Origin of the sequence: Cupriavidus sp. CuC1, assembly GCF_044627735.1 — a bacterium.
Lineage (GTDB): Bacteria > Pseudomonadota > Gammaproteobacteria > Burkholderiales > Burkholderiaceae > Cupriavidus > Cupriavidus ulmosensis.
Genome location: NZ_JBIUHC010000180.1, coordinates 1 through 19,097 on the forward strand (window position 1 = coordinate 1; position 19,097 = coordinate 19,097).

Below are 19,097 nucleotides of genomic sequence, written 5' to 3' on the forward strand. Positions count from 1 at the left end.
TCCATCGCTTTCCTCGTAACTCACTTGAAGATAAGCAAATAATGCCTTATTTTTTAACACAGTAGTACTAGGAACGATGTGGACATCGAAAGCGGGCATGTCGGTGACGCGCGCCACCGTGAAGTCGCCGAAGTTGCTCTGCTCGACGATGCCATCCTTTAGCGTGATGGCCGAGCCTGCCAGGCACATCGACAGGCCCATGACCGCCGCGCCCTGCACCTGGGCTTCCACGGTGCGCGGATTCACTACCAGGTTGCAATGCACGCCCGCGGTGACACGATGCAGCACCGGGCGGCCCTGCTGCACCGAGGCCTCCACCACATAGGCGACCACCGAGTCGAAGGACTCGTGCACCGCGACGCCCCAGGCGCGGCCTGCAGGCAGCTGCTTCTTGCCATAGCGGCTCTTGTCCACCGCCAGTTGCAGCGCGGCGCGGTGGCGAGGGTGCTTGTCGCCGAACAGGCCCATGCGGTAGGCGACCGGGTCTTGCCTGGTGGCGCGCGCGATGTCATCGAGCAAGGTCTCCATCACGTAGGCGGTGTGGGTGGAACCCACGCTGCGCCACCACAGCACCGGCACGTTGGGCTTGGGATGGTGAACGGTCAGGCGCATGGGCAGTGGGTAGGGGGCCCGCATGCCTTCCGTGGCCGTGGCGTCGATGCCGTTCTTCACCTGGAATTCCCCGAACACCGTGCCCGAGGTGATGGATTGGCCGACGATGACATGGTCCCAGGCCAGCACCTTGCCGCGCGTATCGAAGCCGATGCGTGCGCGATGCAGGTGCATGGGGCGGTAGTAGCCGCCCTTGATGTCGTCCTCGCGGCTCCAGAGCGTGCGCACCGGCACGTTCAGGCCGGCGGCGCGAGCGGCCTTGGCAACCTCGCAGGCCTCGACCACGTAGTCGCTCGTGCCCACGAAACGCCGGCCAAAGCCGCCTCCCGCCATTTGCACATGCATCTTCACCTGCCCGGGCTTGAGACCCAGCACGCGCGCGGCCGCGGCACCGTCCAGGCCGGGGCACTGGGTACCGACCCACAGCTCGGCGCGCCCGTCCGACAGCTGGACGGTGCAGTTCAGCGGCTCCATCGGCGCGTGGGCCAGGTAGGGGAACACGAATTCGGCTTCCAGCTGGCGCGGGGCATTGGCCAGCGGTGCCATATCGGCGTCGAACCGGCGCGGGCCAGGGCGGCCGGCCAGCTCGCGGTACTGGGCCAGCAACCGTTCGCTGTCCACCTTCTCCACCGAGGCCGTGTCCCACTGCAGCTTTAGTGCGTCGCGCCCCTGCCTGGCCGGCCAGTAGCCGTCTGCCACTACGGCCACCCCTTCGCCGCCGCCGTCCAGCGGCAGGCGCAGCACGGCCTTCACCCCTTTGACGGCGCGCGCGGCGCTGTCGTCCACCGTGGCCAGTCGCGCGCGGAACACGGGCGGATGCGCCACCACGGCGGTGAGCTGACCGGGCAGGTGCGTGTCGATGCCGAAGTCCTGACGCCCGCTGCTCTTGGCACGCGCATCCAGGCGCGTGGTGGGGTAGCCAATGATGCGGAAGTCCTTGGAATTCTTCAGTGTGACTTTCTCGGGCACGGGCAGCGCCATGGCGGCTTCGGCCAGTTCGCCGTAGGTCAGCTTGCGACCACCCGGGCCTAGCACGGTCCCGGCCTGCGTGCGCAGCGTGGCCGCGTCCACGTTCCATTGTGCTGCCGCCGCGGACAACAACATCGCGCGGGCACGCGCACCGAGCTCGCGGTACTGCGTGAAGCTGTTCTTGACCGAATGGGAGCCGCCGGTGAGGTGAATGCCGAAGAGTGGGTCGACGTAGGCAGCGTCGTTCGAGCCGTGCCGGCTGCGCACCAGACGCCAGTCCGCGTCGAGCTCCTCAGCGAGGATCATCGGCAACGCAGTCTGCACGCCTTGGCCGAACTCAAGCCGGTTGACGGTCACCGTGACTTCGCCGCTGGGGGCAATCTGCACGAAGGCCGATGGCTGCTGCGTCGGCTTCAGGGCGCCGGTGGCCTGGCCGCTGCTGGTGGCTTGTCCTATGGCCAGATGGGGGAAAGCACCGAGCGCCAGGCCGACAGAACCGGTCAGCTTCAGGAAGCTACGGCGCGACAGCGTGGAAGCTTCGCCGGCGTGGCCGCGCGCCAGCAGGTGCTGCAGCGCGCGCGGGATTTCGCCGTGGTCGAAATTGGGCAACATGGCGGCTCCTTCAGGCGAGGGCCTTGGCGGCGTCGGCCACCGCGGCGCGGATGCGGGCGTAGGTGCCACAGCGGCAGATGTTGCCTGCCATGGCGGTGTCGATCTCGGCGGCGGTGGGTTGCTTGCCGCGAGGCAGCGATCCGAGGAACGCGGTGGCGCTCATGATCTGACCGCTCTGGCAGTAGCCGCACTGCGCCACGTCGTGCCTGACCCACGCTGCATGCACGGCGGTGCCGACCCGGTCGCTGCCATCGGTGACGGCTTCGATGGTGCCGATCTTCTTGCCCTCGGCGGCGGAAATCGGCGTGATGCACGAGCGGATGGCCTGCCCGTCCAGATGCACGGTGCAGGCACCGCACAGCGCGGCACCGCAGCCGAACTTGGTGCCGGTCATGCCGAGCGTGTCGCGCAGGGCCCAGAGGATGGGCGTGCCGGGGTCGGCGTCGACCGTGTGCGCACGGCCGTTGATGTTGAGCGTGCTCATGTTGGGTCAGTTCTTCAAAGGTCGGGTGGTCCGGGGTGCGAGCGGCTCGGCTCGTGATCAGAAGTTGCCGTCGGTCGACTTCGAAAGCGCATCGAAGGCATGCACTGCCTTCAATCGAGCTTCCACGGCGGGGGCAACTACCGCCAACGCGTCGCTGCCGGCCACAAACACGCGCGGTGGGGTCTCCATGCCAGAAAGCGTCACCAGAACCTGACCGAGCTTGTCGGGATCGCCCTGCTGCTTGCCGGCGTATGGAGACCACATCGCCTCGGCGCTGTCCTCGGCCGCAGCGTAATCATCGATGCGCTTGCGCGGCCACTCGGCATTGGCTGCGTCCAGCAAATCCGTGCGGAAGAATCCCGGCTCCACCACCGTGACCTTGATCCCGAACTTTCCGACTTCCTCGGCAACGGCAAGCGACAGGCCCTCCACGGCGAACTTGCTCGCGCTGTAGGCGCCGCAGTGCATCAGGCCGACTGCGCCCGCCACGGAACTGATGTTGATGATGCTCCCGGAGCGCTGCTTGCGCATGACCGGCAGCGCTGCCCGCATCACGTTGTTCACGCCCCAGAAGTTGGTCGCGAACAGGCGCTGCATGTCCGGCGTTTCCAATTCCTCGAAATTGCCCAGCAGGCTGTAGCCGGCACTGTTCACGACCACGTCGATGCGGCCGAACTTTTTCAGCGCTTGGTCGACAACGGCCGTTGCCTGCGCCGCATCGCGGACGTCAAGCTGGAGAACCTCAAGGCTCTCGCCGGCCACGTCGCGCAAGGCATTGCGCACCTTCTCCAGGTTTCTGCCTGTAGCGACGACGCGATCGCCGGCCTTCAACGCGGCCTTGGCCGTGCCGGTGCCGATGCCGCTACCTGCACCTGTGATAAACCAGACCTTGCCCATGCTTGAACTCCCACAGTTCCTTTTCGATGGGCTTCACTGTAGGCTAATGGACTGAGAAGAAAAACACCTAAGTACTGATTACCTTTTGAAGATAATCTTCATAATATGAGACTCAATCAGCTTGATGGGTTGCTCGCGTTCTGGAAGGTCGCAGAGCATCGGGGGTTCTCTGCCGCAGCGGCAGCACTCGAGGTCTCGCCCTCGGCGCTCAGTCAGGCGATCCGCCATCTGGAGGCCCGGCTCGGCGCCAGGCTTCTGAACCGAAGCACCCGCAGCGTCAGCCTGACTGAGGCGGGCGAGGCATACCTGTCCCGGATCGGGCCGGCACTGAGCGACGTGCTGGAAGCCGGGGAACAACTTCATGCGCTTCAGGGCCGGCCATCGGGCGTGCTGCGCATCAACGCCGCGCGAATCTCGATCGCCATGGTCCTCCAGCCGCTGTTGGCCGGGTTCCTGAAGGCCTACCCCGACGTCCAGGTCGAGCTGACGAATGACGAGGGCTACGTGGACATCGTTGAAAGAGGGTTCGACGCAGGCGTTCGCATGGGTGAGAGTGTCCAGAAGGACATGATCGCTTTACCGCTCGGTGGCCCGGTTGCCGTATCCATCGTTGGATCGCCCGACTACTTCAAGCGGCATCCGGTGCCGCGGCACCCCTCCGATCTGATAAACCACAACTGCGTGCGGTTCAGGTTTTCAGGCAGCGGGGCCATTCACAAGTGGGAGCTCGAGGTCGACGGCCGGATCGTCGAGTACGAGATCAGCGGCAATCTCACGATCAGCGATTCATTGTTCTCGGTTGAGGCCGCGCTGGAGGGGATTGCACTGGCGTACACGTTCGAGCAGCTTGCGCTGCCTCACATCCGAGCCAAGACGTTGAAGCGCGTCTTGAGCAGCTTCTCGCCGACCTTTCCAGGGTTCTATCTGTACTATCCCAGCAGGCGGCAGCAGCCTGCCAAGCTGAAGGCCCTTGTGAACTACGTGCTGGCGCATTCCAGCCCTTGAGCAGGCTGGAATGCTGGCAAGCGCGCCGGCGACGCCGCGCTCCGACCGACCAAAGCCCGTCTGGAGCGGTCTTTGGCCAGATGTCCGGGTCCGGCCGTTTCTGGCCGGACCGAGGAACCCCTCTTAAGCCTGGCCCCCCTGCGCCAGCTTCTCCTGCGCCCAGTTGACCGCCTCGCGCGCGGGCGCCAGCCCGCTCTTCTCCACGCGCTGGGCCAGCGTGAACACGCGCTCGCGGATCAGCGCCACCTCGGCTTGCACCGCCGCTTCCTCGGCACCCCCCAGGTACTCGCGGGCGCAGCTGATGATGCCGCCAGCGTTGATCAGGAAATCCGGCGCATAGAAGATGCCGCGGCGTTGCAGCGTGTCGCCCTCGTCCAGCGAGGCGAGCTGGTTGTTGGCGCCGCCCGCGACGATCTTGAACTGGCAGCCCTCGGCCACCGCCGGGGTGATCACCGCGCCGAGCGCGCAGGGCGCGAACACATCCGCGGCGACGCTGGTGATGGCGGTGGTGGAGACCACCTGCGCGCCGAATTGCTCGCGCGCCTGCTCCGCCTTGGCGCCATGGATATCGGCCACGATCAGCCGCGCGCCGGCCGCATGCAGCTGGCGGCACAGGTCCCAGCCCACCGAGCCAAGTCCTTGCACGGCAACGGATACGCCTTGCAGGCTGTTACGGTCCAGCACGTAGCGCACGGCGGCTTCGATGCCGACGAACACGCCATAGGCGGTCTTGGGCGACGGGTTGCCGCCAAAGGTGCCCTCGCGCGGCATGCCGCTGATGTAGCGGGTCTGCGTGCGGGCGGCGATCATGTCTTCCACCGTGGTGCCGACGTCTTCGGCGGTGATGTAGCGGCCGTCCAGCGATTCGACCATGCGGCCGAAGGCACGGAACAGCTTGGTGCGGTCGGTTTGCGCCGGGGTGCGCAGGATCACGGCCTTGCCGCCGCCGAAGGGCAGGTCGGCCAGCGCATTCTTGTAGGCCATGCCTTGCGACAGGCGCAGGGCGTCGGTCAGGGCATCGCTCTCGGCAGGGTAGGCCCAGTAGCGGCAGCCGCCAAACGCGGGGCCAAGGCTGGTGCTGTAGATGGCGATGATGGCCTGCAGGCCGGACTCGGGATCGGTGGCGAGCGTGACACGCTCGTGGGACGGGCCTTCGCCAGTGCCGAACAGGCGGCCGGCGGCCTCTGCGTTGATGCGTTCAGTCAAAGCGTCTTCTCCAGGAAGATTGGGAATGCAAAGAGGTAGCTTCGCTTTCCGGGTCCACCGCATTGGGTTGCAAAGCGGTGCAGTTGCAACGGCTGCCGGCGGGCGGCTGCCGTCTTGATAAGGCCGGGCTGCCATTGTGTGGCGGCCCGGCCTCGGGTAAACGCTTGGTGCCGCGTCGTGGCGCGGAACCGGTGCTGGATGTTACCGGGAAATCGCGGCTGGATGAAGGGGGCGGCGTGTGTGCGGCACCGGCACACCTATACTTGGAGCGAGGTAATCCTCAACCCGAGCGAAGCGTGCGCAGGAACCTGCGCGGTGGCCTGTGCGCTTCGCGTGCCAGGAGGGCACCATGTTCCAGCATCTGCTGCTGCCCGTAGACGGCTCGCCCCTGTCCGAAGCCGCGTTCCGCAAGGCCCTGGTGTTTGCCCGCGAGATGCGAGCCCGGGTCACGGTGATCCGGGTGATCCCGGATTTCCACGTCTATACGTACCAGGTGGAATTGCTGGCCGACACCCGTACGCGGTTCGTGCAGGAAGCCACCCGCAATACGATGGACTACCTGAAAACCCTGGCTGCCGAAGCCGAGGAGGCGGATGTGCCTTGCCAGACCCTTTCCGCCATCCATGACCATCCCTATGAGGCCATCATCCAGGCTGCCCAGGAAAACGCATGCGACCTGATCGTGATGGCCTCGCACGGGCGGCGCGGTTTGCAGGGCGTGCTGATTGGCAGCGAGACCAACAAGGTGCTCACGCACAGCAGTATCCCCGTGCTGGTGTATCGCTAACGCCTCACCGCAGCCGCGTTTTGGCAACCTGCGGTGGGACGGCCGCCTACGCAAGGCGTGCAATGCGCTTCTAGCCCGCGGCGACGGCCGCCTTGCCCGGTGCCGTCCAGTCCAGCACCACCTTGCCGCTGTTGCCCGACAGCATGGCAGCAAAGCCGGCCTCGAAGTCGCCCACGCTGAAGCGATGTGTGATCATGGACGTCAGGTCGAGCCCGCTTTGCAGCATTGCGACCATCTTGTACCAGGTCTCGAACATCTCGCGGCCGTAGATGCCCTTGATCTCCAGGCCCTTGAAAATCACCTGGTTCCAGTCGATCGCCATCTTCGACGGCGGAATGCCCAGCATGGCGATCTTGCCGCCGTGGTTCATGTGTTCGAGCATGGTGGCGAAGGCGCTTGGCACCCCGGACATCTCCATGCCAACGTCGAAGCCCTCGGTCATATGCAGCTCGGCGGCCACGTCCTTGAGGTTTTCATGCTGCACGTTGACCGCGCGGGTGGCGCCCATCTTGCGCGCCAGCGCGAGGCGGTAGTCGTTGACGTCGGTGATCACCACATTGCGCGCGCCAACGTGGCGCGCGATGGCGGCGGCCATGATGCCGATGGGGCCGGCGCCTGTGATCAGCACGTCCTCGCCCACCAGGTTGAACGACAGCGCGGTATGCGTGGCGTTGCCGAAGGGGTCGAAGATGGCAGCGATCTCGTCCGGGATGTCGTCGGGAATGCGAAAGGCGTTGAAGGCGGGAATCACCAGGTACTCGGCAAACGCGCCGGCGCGGTTCACGCCCACGCCAACCGAGTTGCGGCACAGGTGGCGGCGCCCGGCGCGGCAGTTGCGGCAGAAGCCGCAGGTGATGTGTCCCTCGCCGGAGACGCGGTCGCCAATGGCCAGCCCGCGCACCTCCTGCCCGATGGCGACGATCTCGCCGACATATTCATGCCCTACCTGCATCGGCACGGGGATGGTGTTCTGCGCCCACTCGTCCCATTTCCAGATATGGATGTCGGTGCCGCAGATGGCCGTCTGCCGGATGCGGATCATCACATCGTTGTGGCCGACTTCGGGCTCGGGGACCTCGGTCAGCGTCAGGCCGGGGGCGCGTTCGAGTTTGGCGAGGGCTTTCATGGGGTGCCTCCTGTCTCCAGGCTTGGTTCAAGCTTAGAGGCCATTTCAAAAAGATTCTGGCGTCGTTGCGCGGCCTTGCCGTACCACTTGTACTGTCTGCGGCCGCGCGCCTAGCCAGAACCGCTTCGCTTCATTTTGAAACAACCTCTTAGGCGATAGCGCCGAACTTCCTGCCCACCTTGGCGAACGCCGCCACCGCCCGCTCTATCTGCTCAGGCGTATGCGCCGCGCTCATCTGCGTGCGGATGCGAGCCCGGCCCTTGGGCACCACGGGGAAGGAAAAACCCACCACGTACACATGCTCGGCCAGCAAGGCATCGGCCATGCCGGAAGCCAGCGCGGCATCGCCCAGCATTACCGGGATGATGGGATGCTGGCCTGGCACCAGCGTAAAGCCAAGCGCCGTCATCTCGCGGCGGAAGTGCTCGCCGTTCTCGCGCACGCGGGCGCGCAACGTGGCGCCTTCGTCGCTGGCCAGCAGGTCCAGCACTTTCAGCGTGGCGGCGCAGATGCTTGGCGCCAGCGAGTTGGAGAAAAGATACGGGCGCGAGCGCTGCCGCAGCAGTTCCACGATTTCCCGGTGCGCCGCCACATAGCCGCCGGAGGCGCCGCCCAGCGCCTTGCCGAACGTGCCGGTAAGGATGTCCACGCGGCCTTCCACGCCGCATAGCTCCGGCGTGCCGCGCCCGTGCTGGCCGACAAAGCCGACCGCGTGCGAGTCGTCCACCATCACCAGCGCGCCATAGCGGTCCGCCAGGTCGCAGATGGACTTGAGATCGGCAATGATGCCGTCCATCGAGAACACGCCATCGGTGGCGATCAGCTTGAAGCGCGCGCCGGCGGCATCGGCCTCGCGCAGCCGCGCCTCCAGGTCGGCCATGTCGTTGTTGCGGTAACGGTAGCGCTTTGCCTTGCACAGGCGCACGCCGTCGATGATGCTGGCATGGTTCAGTTCGTCGCTGATCACGGCGTCCTGGTCATCGAGCAGTGTCTCGAACAGGCCGCCGTTGGCGTCGAAGCAGCTCGAGTAGAGGATGCTGTCGCCGGTGTGCAGGAACTTGGCGAGTACCGCTTCCAGTGTCTTATGAACCGATTGCGTGCCGCAGATAAAGCGCACCGACGCCATGCCGAAACCATCCTGCTCCAGACCGCGCCGGGCCGCCTCGATCAGGCGATGATCGTCGGCCAGGCCCAGGTAATTGTTGGCGCAGAAGTTCAGCACGTGCTCACCGCCCGCGAGCCGGATGTCGGCTGCCTGTGGGCTGGCAATGACACGCTCGGCTTTGTGAAAGCCGTCGGCACGGATGCTGTCTAGCGTATCGCGGAGGTGGGAGAGATAGCGGTCGCGCATGGAAGGCCCCTGGCTAGGTTGTTGGGCGGCGTGGCTGGCGCCAGCCTCCATGGTATGGCGAAAGCCGGAGGAATACCGGTTTGCGGTGCGCGTGTTTTGTGCTGCGGTGCGCCAAGCGGTGGGCGGCGCCGGCTACCGATGCTGCTATGCGGCAGGGCCCGCAGGTCCCAGGATTGGATCGGAAACCCAATGAAATCAAGCCGTTGTCTCTTTTCCTTAGGGGCGGCAACTCCTATCCTTAAGTGAGCTTAAGTGAGGTTGCGCATGCCACCGCGATTGGCGCGCATGCCAGCTACCGGCTTGCTGGCGGAGGCGGCCATGAACGAAGAACGCATTGCACCTATCGAGCGAATCATCTATTCTCGCCGGCACGGATCGACCGGCACCCTTGTTTGCCACAACGCGCGGCGCCGCCGCCTGATCCAGGCCGCCGCGGCGACCGCGCTTGCCGCCGGCCTTGGCCCCTTTGTGCTGCCGTGCCGGGCGCAGGCAGCCAAGCACACCTTGAAGATCCTCCAGTGGAACCACTTCGTGCCGGGCTATGACAAGTGGTTCGACAACACCTATGTGAAGGAATGGGGCCAGCGCAACGATACCGAGGTCATCGTCGATCACGTGGGGATCCCCGCGCTGGCCACGCGGGCCGCCGCCGAGGTATCGGCGCAGAAAGGGCACGACCTGTTCATGTTCCTGTCGCCGGCGCCAGTGTACGAGGAGCAGGTCATCGACCATCGCGAGATCTACGAGGAATGCCAGCGCAAGCATGGCAAGCCGGTCGAGCTGGCGATCAAGAGTACGTATAACCCGAAGACGAAGAAGTACTTCGGCTTTTCCGACAGTTTCGTGCCGGACCCGATCAATTTCCGCAAGGACCTGTGGGACGATATCGGCATGGCGCCGCCGGACAGCTGGGACGATGTTTTGAGCGCGGGCCGCAAGATCAAGCAAAAGCACAACGTGCCGGTGGGCATTGGCTTGTCGGCGGAACTCGACACCGCGATGGCGATGCGAACCATCCTCTTCGCATTCGGCGGCTCGATCCAGGATGAGCGTCATACCGTCGTGCTGAATTCGAAGAACACGCTGGAGGCGGTCAAGTTCGTCAAGGCCCTGTACCAGGACAGCATGACGCCGGAGGTGCTGGCGTGGGATCCGTCGTCCAACAACCGCGCCATGCTGGCGGGCAAGATCTCGCTTTGCCTGAACGCCATTTCCATCACGCGCGAAGGCGAGAACAAGAGCATCCCGGTCACGCCCGACATCTGGCTGACCCAGGCCCTGCGTGGCCCGGTGCGCCGCATCGGCATGGAGCACGTGATGGACTGCTACGTGATCTGGAAGTTCGCCGAGAACATCGCGGGCGCCAAGAAGTTCCTGGTGGACTATATCGACAACTTCCGCCAGGGCTTCCTTGGCAGCGAGTACTACAACTTCCCCTGCTTCCCGAGCACGGTGCCGGACCTGCAGAAGCTGATCGCCGACGACCCCAAGGCCAAGCCGCGCGACAAGTACAAGGTGCTCGGCACCCTGATGAACCAGGCCACCAATGTCGGCTACCCCGGCTATGCCAATGCGGCCACCGACGAGATCTTCAATACCTGGGTGCTCAACACCATGTTCGCCAAGGCCGCCACCGGCGACGAAACGCCGGAGAATGCCATCCGCGCCGCGGAAGCCACCTGCAGGCGGATCTTCGCCAAGTGGCGGGAGAAAGGGCTGGTATGAGCTGCCCCCGCCGGGCCGGTGGCGTCGGGATGGGCGTGGGCCGATAAGCCATGGCCACGGTGGAGACCCGCTCGCTCACCAAGCGCTTCGACGGCGACAACGCCGTCGACGGCATCAGCCTTGCCGTGCGCGAGGCCGAGTTCCTGGTGCTGCTGGGCCCGTCCGGCTCGGGCAAGACCACTTTGCTGCGCCTGATCGCCGGGCTGGAAGCGCCCACCTCCGGCGACATCCTGGTGGGCGGCCGTGTCGTCACCGGGCTGCCGCCGCGCGCGCACAACATGGCCATGGTGTTCCAGAGCTACGCGCTCTATCCGCACCTGAGCGTGGCGGGCAACATCGCCTTCCCGCTGCAGGCGCAGCGCATGCCGCGCGAGGCGATCGCGCGCAAGGTGGACTGGGCCGCCGCGCTGTTTGGCATCGGCCACCTGCTGGCGCGCAAGCCGCGCCAGCTCTCCGGCGGCGAGCGCCAGCGGGTGGCGCTCGCGCGCGCGGTGGTGCGCGATCCGGTGGCCTTCCTGCTGGACGAGCCGCTCTCCAATCTGGACGCCAAGCTCAGGACTTCCGCGCGCGAGGAATTGCAACAGTTGCAGCGGCGCCTGGCGGCCACCACGATCTACGTGACGCACGACCAGATCGAGGCGCTGGCGCTGGGCGACCGGGTCGCCATCCTCGACCACGGCCGTGTGCACCAGATCGGCACGCCGCAGCAAGTCTACGAGCAGCCGGCCGATACGTTCGTGGCTACCTTCATCGGCTCGCCGCCGATGAACCTGGTCGACACGCAGGCGGTGGTGACGGGCTTCCGGCCGGAGCACTTCCTGCCGCGCGCCGTCTACGGTGACGATGAAACGCTGGAACCCTTCCCGTTCCATGTCACCCGCATCGAGAACCTCGGTTCCGACCGGCTGGTGTACGGCCTGCTGGAGCCACCGCTGCCGCCCGCCAAGGTCATCTCGCGGATTCCCTGCACGGTCACCCTCCCGCTGGAGACCGGCGCGCGCTACCCGTTCGTGGTGCGGCGTGCCGACCTGAGGCGCTTTGATCCACATTCCGGCGCCAGCGTGGGCGTGGCGCCGTCCCTGGGGCCGGCATGAGCGCCCGGGTTCCCGTCGCGCTTGCGCCGTCACCCGGCACCTGGCGTGCACTGGAGGGCGAGCGCTGGCTCGGCGTCCTGATGCTGGCGCCGGCACTGATCTATATCGCGCTGCTGCTCGGCTTTCCCTTCCTGCTGTCGATCTACTACAGCCTGTCCGACATCACGGTGGGCAGCCGCGCCATGCATTTCGTTGGCCTGGAGAATTTCCGGCGCATCGTGCAGACCCCCACCTTCTGGCGCTCGCTCGCCAATGCGCTGGTGTTCACGCTGGTGTCGCAGGCGCTGGTGGTGATCCTGGCCAAGATCCTGGCGCTGGCACTGCTGCGCGACTTTCGCGGCAAATGGCTGGTGCGGTTGCTGATCCTGTTGCCGTGGGTGGCGCCGATCTCGCTGGGTTCGATCGGCTGGCTGTGGATCTTCGATCCGGTCTACAGCATCATCAACTGGACGCTGCGCGCGCTCGGCCTGCTCGGCCCGAATACCTGGCCGATCTGGCTGGGCCAGCCGGACCTGGCCATGGCGTCGGTGATCCTGGTGGATGTCTGGCGCCTGCTGCCGCTGGCCACGGTCATTATCCTGGCCGGCCTGCACGGCATCCCGCAGGATATCCACGATGCCGCCGCCATGGACGGCGCCGGCTTCTGGCGCCACCTGCTGCGCATCAATATCCCGCTGGTGATGCCGATCATGCTGGTGGCGCTTCTGTTCGGCATCGTGTTTACGCTCACCGACATGATCATCATCTTCGTGCTGACACGTGGCGGGCCTTACGACACCACGCAGGTGCTGGCCAGCCTGGCATTTTTCACCGGCATCCAGGGCGGCGACCTGGCCGAGGGCGCGGCGATCTCGCTGTTCCTGTTCCCGCTGCTGGTAGCGGTGGTGGCCCTGCTGCTGACCGTCGCCAACCGCGCGGAGGTAGCCTGAAATGCGTGCCGATGCACGTCGCTGGAAGCACCGTGGCGAGCGTTGGGGCGCGCGCTTCGGCCATGTCGCCATCCTTGCCGTCTTCGCGGGGTTCTGTGCTTTTCCCTTCTACTGGATGCTGATCACCACCTTCAAGGATGTCCACGACCTGATCAACACGGCCAACAACCCCTTCCTGTTCAACCAGCCGCCCACCCTGGACAACCTGCGCGTGCTGTTCCTGGAGACCCAGTACCTGCGCTGGATCGCCAATACGCTGCTGGTGGGGGCGCTGGTGGTGGCCATCACCCTGCTGCTGGCGGTGCCCGCCGGCTACAGCCTGGCCCGGCTGGCAGGCAGCCGCGGGCGGCAGCTGGCGATCGCCATCTTCCTGACCTACCTGATCCCGCCCACCATCCTGTTCATTCCCTTCTCCCGAATCATCGGCGCGCTCGGGCTGCAGGATTCGCTGTGGTCGCTGGTGCTGGTGTACCCGAGTTTCACCGTGCCGTTCTGCACCTGGCTGATGATGGGTTTTTTCAAGGCGGTGCCGCGCGATATCGAAGAAGCGGCGATGATGGACGGGCTGAGCCGCTTCGGCGCCTTCCTGAAGGTGGTGGTGCCGCTGTCGTCGGCCGGCATCCTGACCGTAGTCATATTCACGCTGACGCTGGTGATGCAGGAATTTGTCTATGCCCTCACCTTTATCACCAGTTCGTCGCAGTACACCGTCAGTGTTGGCGTGCCGACCTTCCTGGTGCGCGGGGACGTCTATTTCTGGGGCTCCCTGATGGGCGCCTGCCTGGTCGTCAGCGTGCCGGTAGCGGTGCTCTACAACCTGTTCGTCGACCGCTTTGTCGCGGGTTTCACCGTGGGCGCGGTGAAGTGAGCGGGTTTGGCAGTGGCCGGCGCAGGAAGCGCCGAGGGGGCGGGCGGGCTGTGCGGACGGCCAATCCACAAGCTGCGCCGCTGCCTCAACGTCGGCTACAATCGCGCCATGTTTCGCGCAGACCGCCCCTCCTTCTGGCGGGGAGCCCTGCTGCTGTTGCTGTTTGCAATGCAGCTCCTCACCCCGCTTCTGCACGGCCATCTCGGAACCCCGAAACTCCATGGCCTGCACGTGCACACGGCGCTGCAAGGTGCGGTTAATTCCTATTCTCCTTCCGCTTCGTCTGCAGGTTCCGCCGCGCTGATCGCGGTCGAGCCACTCGAGGTCGATGTGCAGACCGCCATCGGCCCCATTGCCTTTTCCCTCCACGTGCAGGCTGCCGATGTGCTCATCGGCCTGGTCTTCGCGTTCCTGCTGTTTGCCGCGCGTCCATTGCCGGTGTTCCGGCGCCTGCCGTGGCGCGAGCGCACGCCGCCCCGCTGGCGTGGCAGCGACAGCAGGCCACCCCCGGCGCACGCCCCTCCCTTCGCATCCTGATTCCCCTGCCGGCCATGCCGGCGGTGCACGCTCGCGCGCCTGATCAAGGCTGATCACGGCAAGCCGGGCGCTTCCATCCTGCTTTGGAGTCAGGCATGTTTTCCCGTTGCATTCTTTTCGTTGGCGCGCTGGTCGCGTCGACGCTGTTTCCCTTTGGCATGGCGAGCGCTCAGGCGCTGGCGCTGTCCGATGCCCAGGCCCGCGCGCTCGGCGTGCGGTTTGATCCGGTCGCCGCTGCCGCCCAACTCGAAACCGGCGCCAGCGCTCGCGTGGTGCTCAAGCCCGATGCGCAGTACGTGGTAGCCGCGCCCTATGCCGGCATGGTTTCGCGCGTGCTGGTTGCCATTGGCCAGGCGGTGCGCGCCGGCCAGCCGCTGGCCACCTTTGCCAGTCCGCAGTTGTTCGAGGCCGGGCGCGCGCTGGCGGAAGCGCGCTCGCAGGCCAACCTGGCGCGGCTGGCGCTGGCGCGGGACCGCGGCTTGCATGAAGACGGCATCATCCCCGGCAGCCGCTGGCAAGCCACGCAGGCGCGCGCCGCCGAGGCAGCGGGCATGGTGCGCGCTCGCGAGGCCGAGATGGCCGCCGCGGGCATCGTGTTCGCCGGGGGCTCGGGCGAGCCCCAACTGATGGCCGGCCGCGCCGGGCTGATCGCCGACGTGAACGCGGTGCCCGGCACGCGCGTGGACGGGGCGGCGGCTTTGTTCCGCATCGTCGATCCCACCGCGCTGGAGCTTGAGCTGCTGGTCGGCCGCGACATGCCGGCCCCCACCGGCGGCGAGCGCGTGGAAGTGCGCCAGCGCGGCGCCACCGGCCAGGTGGCCGGCGTGGTGCCCGCGAGCGACGGCACCGCCGCCGTGCGCGTGCGCGCGGTGCTGGACAAACGCGGCAGCCTGCAGGCCGGCGAAAGCGTGAATGTGATCGTGCACTTGCGTAGTGGGCCCGACGCCACCGGCGCGGGCCGCGCGCGGGTGCCGGCCACGGCGCTGACGTACTGGCGCGGCACGCCTGGCGTGTTCGTGGCAACCAAGACTGGCGTGCGCTACCAGACCGTGGTGGTGGAAGCCGTGGACGATGCCGCGGCGACCGTGCGTGGTGCACTGCCGGCCGGCACGCGGGTGGCGGTGGCCGGCGTGGGCGCGCTCAAGGGCATGCTGGCGGGAGGTCAGTGATGCTCGCCGGCCTGATTGAATTCTCCCTGCGCCAGCGGGCGCTGGTGCTGATTGCCGCTTGCGTGCTGGCTGTGGCCGGAGCGTGGGCTTACATGAAGTTGCCCATCGATGCCTTCCCGGATATCTCGCCCACCCAGGTCAAGGTCATCCTGAAGATTCCCGGCATGACGCCGGAGGAAGTCGAGCAGCGCGTGTCCACGCCAATCGAGCAGGAGCTGCTGGGCATTCCGCACAAGACCATCGTCCGCTCGGTGTCCAAATACGGCATCAGCGACGTGACGGTCGATTTCGAGGAAGGCGTGGACAGCTACTGGGCCCGCCAGCAGGTGTCCGAGCGGCTCGCCGGCCTGCTGCGCGACCTGCCGCCCAACGCCATCGGCGGGCTGGCGCCGATCACCACGCCGCTGGGCGAGATGTTCATGTTCACGGTGGAGGGCGACGCCTTCTCGCTGGCCGAACGCCGCCGCGTGCTGGACTGGGTGCTGCGCCCGGCCCTGCGCACGGTGCCCGGCGTGGCGGATGTCAACGCGCTCGGCGGCGAGGTGCGCAGCTACGAGGTCATCCCCGACCCGGCGCGGCTGCGCGCCCGCGCCGTCACGCTGGAGCAACTGCGCCAGGCGCTCGACACCAACAACCGCAACGATGGCGCGGGCCGGGTGGAGCAGGGCGACGAGAACTGGGTGGTGCGCGTGGAAGGCGGCGTGCGCGGCGTGGAAGACTTGCGCCAGGTTGTCGTTGCCGCGCCGGGCGGGCGCAATGGCATGCCGCTGGTGACGGTGGGCGACGTGGCCACCGTCAGGCTCGGCGTGGCCACGCGCAACGGCGCGGTCAGCAAGGACGGGCGCGGTGAAGCGGTGCAGGGGCTGGTGCTGGCGCTGCGTGGCGCCGATGCCCGCCAGTTGGTCGCCGATGTGCAGGCCAGGCTGGATGAACTCGCACCGCAGTTGCCCAAGGGGATGTCCACCCATGTGTTCTACAACCGCGGCGAGCTGGTCACGCGTGCCGCCAACACCGTCGTACGGGCCTTGATCGAGGCCAGCCTGCTGGTGGTGGTCACGCTGTACCTGTTTCTCGGCGGCCTGCGCGCGGCGCTGGTGGTGGCGGCAACCCTGCCGCTGTCGATGCTGGCGACCTTCCTGCTGATGCGCTACGTGGGGCTGACCGCCAACCTGATGAGCCTGGGCGGCCTGGCGATTGCGCTGGGCATGCTGGTGGACGCGGCGGTGGTGGTGGTGGAGAACATCGAATCCGCTCTGGCGAAGGCGCACGAACGCAAGTCCGATCCGTCGCTGCGCGGCGCGGTGATCCGCCATGCCGTGGCCAGCGTGGCGGTGCCGATGCTGGCCGGAGTGTCGATCATCGCGATCGTGTTCCTGCCGCTGTTGTCGCTGCAAGGCCTGGAGGGCAAGCTGTTTGGCCCGGTGGCGCTGACCATCGTGCTGGCACTGGCGTCGTCGGTGGTGATCGCATTCACCGTGGTGCCGGCACTGGCGTCGCTGCTGCTGCGCGCGCATGCGGATGAGACGCCGTACCTGATGCGCAAGGTGGCAAGCGGCTTTGCCCGGCTGCGGGACTGGAGCGCGCAGCATCGCCGCACGGTCTTCGCCTCGGCGGGCGTGGCGCTGGCCGTGGCGGTGGCGCTCTACCTGTCGGTGGGCAAGACCTTCATGCCCACCATGGACGAAGGCGACATGATCGTGCAGTTGCAGAAGGCGCCGTCGGTCTCGCTGGCCACCTCGGTGGACCTGGACCTGCGGGTGCAACAGGCGCTGCTGGCCGAGGTGCCGGAGATCCGCTCGATCGTGGCGCGCTCCGGCTCGGACGATCTAGGCCTGGACCCGATGGGGCTCAACGAGACCGACACCTTCCTCGTGCTGCAGCCAAAGGACCAGTGGCGCGGCAGCAAGGAAGACATCGCCACTGCCATCCGCCGCGTCATGGAGCGCTTCCCGGGCGTGGTGTATGGCTTCACCCAGCCCATCGAGATGCGCGTCTCGGAGATGCTGACCGGCACGCGCGGCGACGTGGCGATCAAGGTGTTCGGCTTTGATCTCGGTGCCATCGACACCGCGGCGCAGGCCATTGCCGCGCGCGTGCGCAAGATCCCCGGCGCGGCCGAAGTCATCGCGCCCAGCAACGAGGGCGTGCAGTACCTCACGCTCGCGCTGGACCGCGCCGCCGTCGGCCGCGCGGGGCTCTCCGGCGATGCGCTGCAAGCGTTGCTGCGCGCACAGGTGGAGGGCGAGCGCATTGGTATCGTGCCGGAGGGCGCCGTGCGCACGCCGCTGATCCTGCGTGGCGGCGATAGCCTGCGGCAGACGCCGGAGACCTTCACCAGCTTGCAGGTGACGGCGCCGGACGGCACGCCCTGGCCGCTCACTTCACTGGCGCAGGTGCGGCGGGTGGAAGGGCCTGTGCGTATCAACCATGAAGACGGCCGGCGCTTTGCGGTGATCCAGGTCAGCGTGGAAGGCCGCGACCTGACCGGCTTCGTGCAGGAGGCGCAAACGGCCGTGGCGGGCCTGTCCGGACTGCCCAAGGGACTGCGCGTGGTCTGGGGCGGGCAGTTCGAGAACCAGCAGCGCGCCGCCGTGCGCCTTGCGCTGGTGGTGCCGCTGGCGCTGGGCGCGATCTTCCTGCTGCTGATGCTGACCTTCCGCTCGATCCGCCAGGCGGCGCTCGTCATCGCCAATATTCCGTTCGCGCTGGTGGGCGGCATCGCCGCGCTGCGGGTGGCGGGCGAATACCTGTCGGTGCCGGCCTCGGTCGGCTTCATCGCGCTCCTGGGCATTGCCGTGCTCAACGGCGTGGTGCTGGTCTCGCATTTCAATACCTTGCTGGAGGAAGGGCGGCCAATGGCCGAGGCGGTGCGAATCGGCGTGCGCGACCGCTTGCGTCCGGTCCTCATGACCGCCTGCATCACGGCGCTGGGGATGATTCCGCTGCTGCTGGCGACCGGGCCGGGCTCGGAGATCCAGCGTCCGCTGGCCATCGTCGTCTCGGGCGGGCTGGTCAGCTCCACGGCGCTGACCTTGCTGCTGTTGCCGCTGTTGTTCGAGCGCTTCGGCGTGGCGCGGTCGCGCGAGGATAGGCAAGGCCGCATGGCACTAGGAGAGGCGCAATGAGGATCGTATCGAGCAAGATGGCGGTGGCTGCCGTCCTGTCGGTCGCCGCCGGCATGTCGGGCACCGCCAGGGCGCAAGCTGACATGTCCTCCGAAGCCGGCGTCCTGCCTCTTGAGTCCGCCGTGCGCGACGCCGTCGGCCAGTCGCCGGACGTGCAGATGGCCGAGGCCCGCCGCGATGCGGTGCTGGCCCGCGCGGACGGCATCCGTGCCGGCACCGCCGAGGCCGTGGTGCGCGCCATCGGGCAGCGGCGCCAGGTGCGCGAGCCGTCCGACCGGTTTGCCGAAGGGCAACTGGCGCTGGAGCGACCGCTGCGGCTATGGGGCAAGGCCGACGCCGATGGCGCGCTGGCCGATGCCACGGTGCAGTCCGGGCAGCTCGCCGTGATGGATGCGCGCCATGAAGTCTCGCGGCAGATCCTGTCGCTGTGGTTCGGGGCGCTGCGCGCGCAACAGGCGCGGCTGGCGGCGCAGAGCAACGACAGCCTGGCCGGCGAGCTGGCGGCCGTGACCGCGCGCCGGGTGCAGGCCGGCGATGCGGCGCCCATGGACCATGAGCTCTTGCTGGCCGAGCGTGCCCGCACCGCTGCCGCGCTGGCCAG

At 67.0% G+C, this 19,097-nt stretch carries 16 protein-coding genes; 10 read left to right on the forward strand and 6 right to left on the reverse strand.

Annotated elements, in window-relative coordinates:
* From ACGLHR_RS43755 to ACGLHR_RS43765, 3 genes are all read right to left on the reverse strand, one after another.
* Positions 1 to 2,193: molybdopterin cofactor-binding domain-containing protein (locus ACGLHR_RS43755; protein WP_400102110.1), on the reverse strand; the 2,193-nt coding region annotated here is incomplete at its 3' end.
* A 10-nt stretch (positions 2,194 to 2,203) separates the two neighbouring features.
* Positions 2,204 to 2,677, reverse strand: coding sequence for a (2Fe-2S)-binding protein (locus ACGLHR_RS43760; protein ID WP_400102111.1), 474 nt, complete (start codon positions 2,675 to 2,677; stop codon positions 2,204 to 2,206).
* Positions 2,678 to 2,734: 57 nt separating this feature from the next.
* A complete protein-coding gene (locus ACGLHR_RS43765) occupies positions 2,735 to 3,574 on the reverse strand; it encodes an SDR family oxidoreductase (protein WP_400102112.1) in 840 nt (279 codons plus the stop codon).
* 105 nt (positions 3,575 to 3,679) lie between these two features.
* On the opposite strand from ACGLHR_RS43765, the gene ACGLHR_RS43770 reads away from it, so the two are divergent.
* Positions 3,680 to 4,579, forward strand: a complete 900-nt coding sequence (locus ACGLHR_RS43770) for a LysR substrate-binding domain-containing protein (protein WP_400102113.1) — start codon at positions 3,680 to 3,682, stop codon at positions 4,577 to 4,579.
* A 123-nt stretch (positions 4,580 to 4,702) separates the two neighbouring features.
* Here the strand turns inward: ACGLHR_RS43770 and ACGLHR_RS43775 are convergent, their stop codons facing one another.
* Positions 4,703 to 5,785 carry a Glu/Leu/Phe/Val dehydrogenase dimerization domain-containing protein gene (locus ACGLHR_RS43775; protein WP_318236905.1) on the reverse strand — a complete coding sequence of 361 codons (1,083 nt, stop codon included), beginning with the start codon at positions 5,783 to 5,785 and terminating at the stop codon, positions 4,703 to 4,705.
* 349 nt (positions 5,786 to 6,134) lie between these two features.
* On the opposite strand from ACGLHR_RS43775, the gene ACGLHR_RS43780 reads away from it, so the two are divergent.
* On the forward strand, positions 6,135 to 6,572 hold the full coding sequence (locus ACGLHR_RS43780) for a universal stress protein (RefSeq protein ID WP_318236904.1): 438 nt from the start codon (positions 6,135 to 6,137) through the stop codon (positions 6,570 to 6,572).
* A gap of 70 nt (positions 6,573 to 6,642) precedes the next feature.
* On the opposite strand, the gene tdh is transcribed toward ACGLHR_RS43780, so the two are convergent.
* Together tdh and ACGLHR_RS43790 are read right to left on the reverse strand one after the other, a co-directional pair.
* Positions 6,643 to 7,698 (reverse strand): L-threonine 3-dehydrogenase, encoded by a 1,056-nt coding sequence (gene tdh, locus ACGLHR_RS43785; protein WP_400102114.1) that lies wholly within the window; start codon positions 7,696 to 7,698, stop codon positions 6,643 to 6,645.
* Positions 7,699 to 7,846: 148 nt separating this feature from the next.
* A complete protein-coding gene (locus ACGLHR_RS43790) occupies positions 7,847 to 9,049 on the reverse strand; it encodes a glycine C-acetyltransferase (RefSeq protein ID WP_400102115.1) in 1,203 nt (400 codons plus the stop codon).
* 318 nt (positions 9,050 to 9,367) lie between these two features.
* On the opposite strand from ACGLHR_RS43790, the gene ACGLHR_RS43795 reads away from it, so the two are divergent.
* The 8 genes from ACGLHR_RS43795 to ACGLHR_RS43830 all read left to right on the forward strand — a co-directional run.
* Entirely contained in the window at positions 9,368 to 10,774 is a 1,407-nt protein-coding gene (locus tag ACGLHR_RS43795) for an ABC transporter substrate-binding protein (RefSeq protein WP_400102116.1), read from the forward strand.
* Between the two features lie 50 nt (positions 10,775 to 10,824).
* Positions 10,825 to 11,868 (forward strand): ABC transporter ATP-binding protein, encoded by a 1,044-nt coding sequence (locus ACGLHR_RS43800; protein ID WP_400102117.1) that lies wholly within the window; start codon positions 10,825 to 10,827, stop codon positions 11,866 to 11,868.
* The gene (locus ACGLHR_RS43805; RefSeq protein WP_400102118.1) at positions 11,865 to 12,797 is read left to right on the forward strand and encodes a carbohydrate ABC transporter permease; all 933 of its coding nucleotides are present in this window, start codon (positions 11,865 to 11,867) and stop codon (positions 12,795 to 12,797) included. Before ACGLHR_RS43800 ends, ACGLHR_RS43805 begins: the two co-directional genes overlap by 4 nt.
* A 1-nt stretch (position 12,798) precedes the next feature.
* On the forward strand, positions 12,799 to 13,665 hold the full coding sequence (locus ACGLHR_RS43810; protein ID WP_400102119.1) for a carbohydrate ABC transporter permease: 867 nt from the start codon (positions 12,799 to 12,801) through the stop codon (positions 13,663 to 13,665).
* A gap of 12 nt (positions 13,666 to 13,677) precedes the next feature.
* Positions 13,678 to 14,202: a hypothetical protein gene (locus tag ACGLHR_RS43815; RefSeq protein ID WP_400102123.1), complete on the forward strand. Its 525-nt coding sequence runs from the start codon at positions 13,678 to 13,680 to the stop codon at positions 14,200 to 14,202.
* A gap of 95 nt (positions 14,203 to 14,297) precedes the next feature.
* Positions 14,298 to 15,371 carry an efflux RND transporter periplasmic adaptor subunit gene (locus ACGLHR_RS43820; RefSeq protein ID WP_400102120.1) on the forward strand — a complete coding sequence of 358 codons (1,074 nt, stop codon included), beginning with the start codon at positions 14,298 to 14,300 and terminating at the stop codon, positions 15,369 to 15,371.
* Positions 15,371 to 18,496 (forward strand): efflux RND transporter permease subunit, encoded by a 3,126-nt coding sequence (locus ACGLHR_RS43825; protein WP_400102121.1) that lies wholly within the window; start codon positions 15,371 to 15,373, stop codon positions 18,494 to 18,496. The genes ACGLHR_RS43820 and ACGLHR_RS43825 overlap by 1 nt, the downstream gene beginning before the upstream one ends.
* A partial coding sequence (locus ACGLHR_RS43830; RefSeq protein WP_400102122.1) for a TolC family protein occupies positions 18,493 to 19,097 on the forward strand: 605 nt, incomplete at its 3' end. The genes ACGLHR_RS43825 and ACGLHR_RS43830, both read left to right, overlap by 4 nt.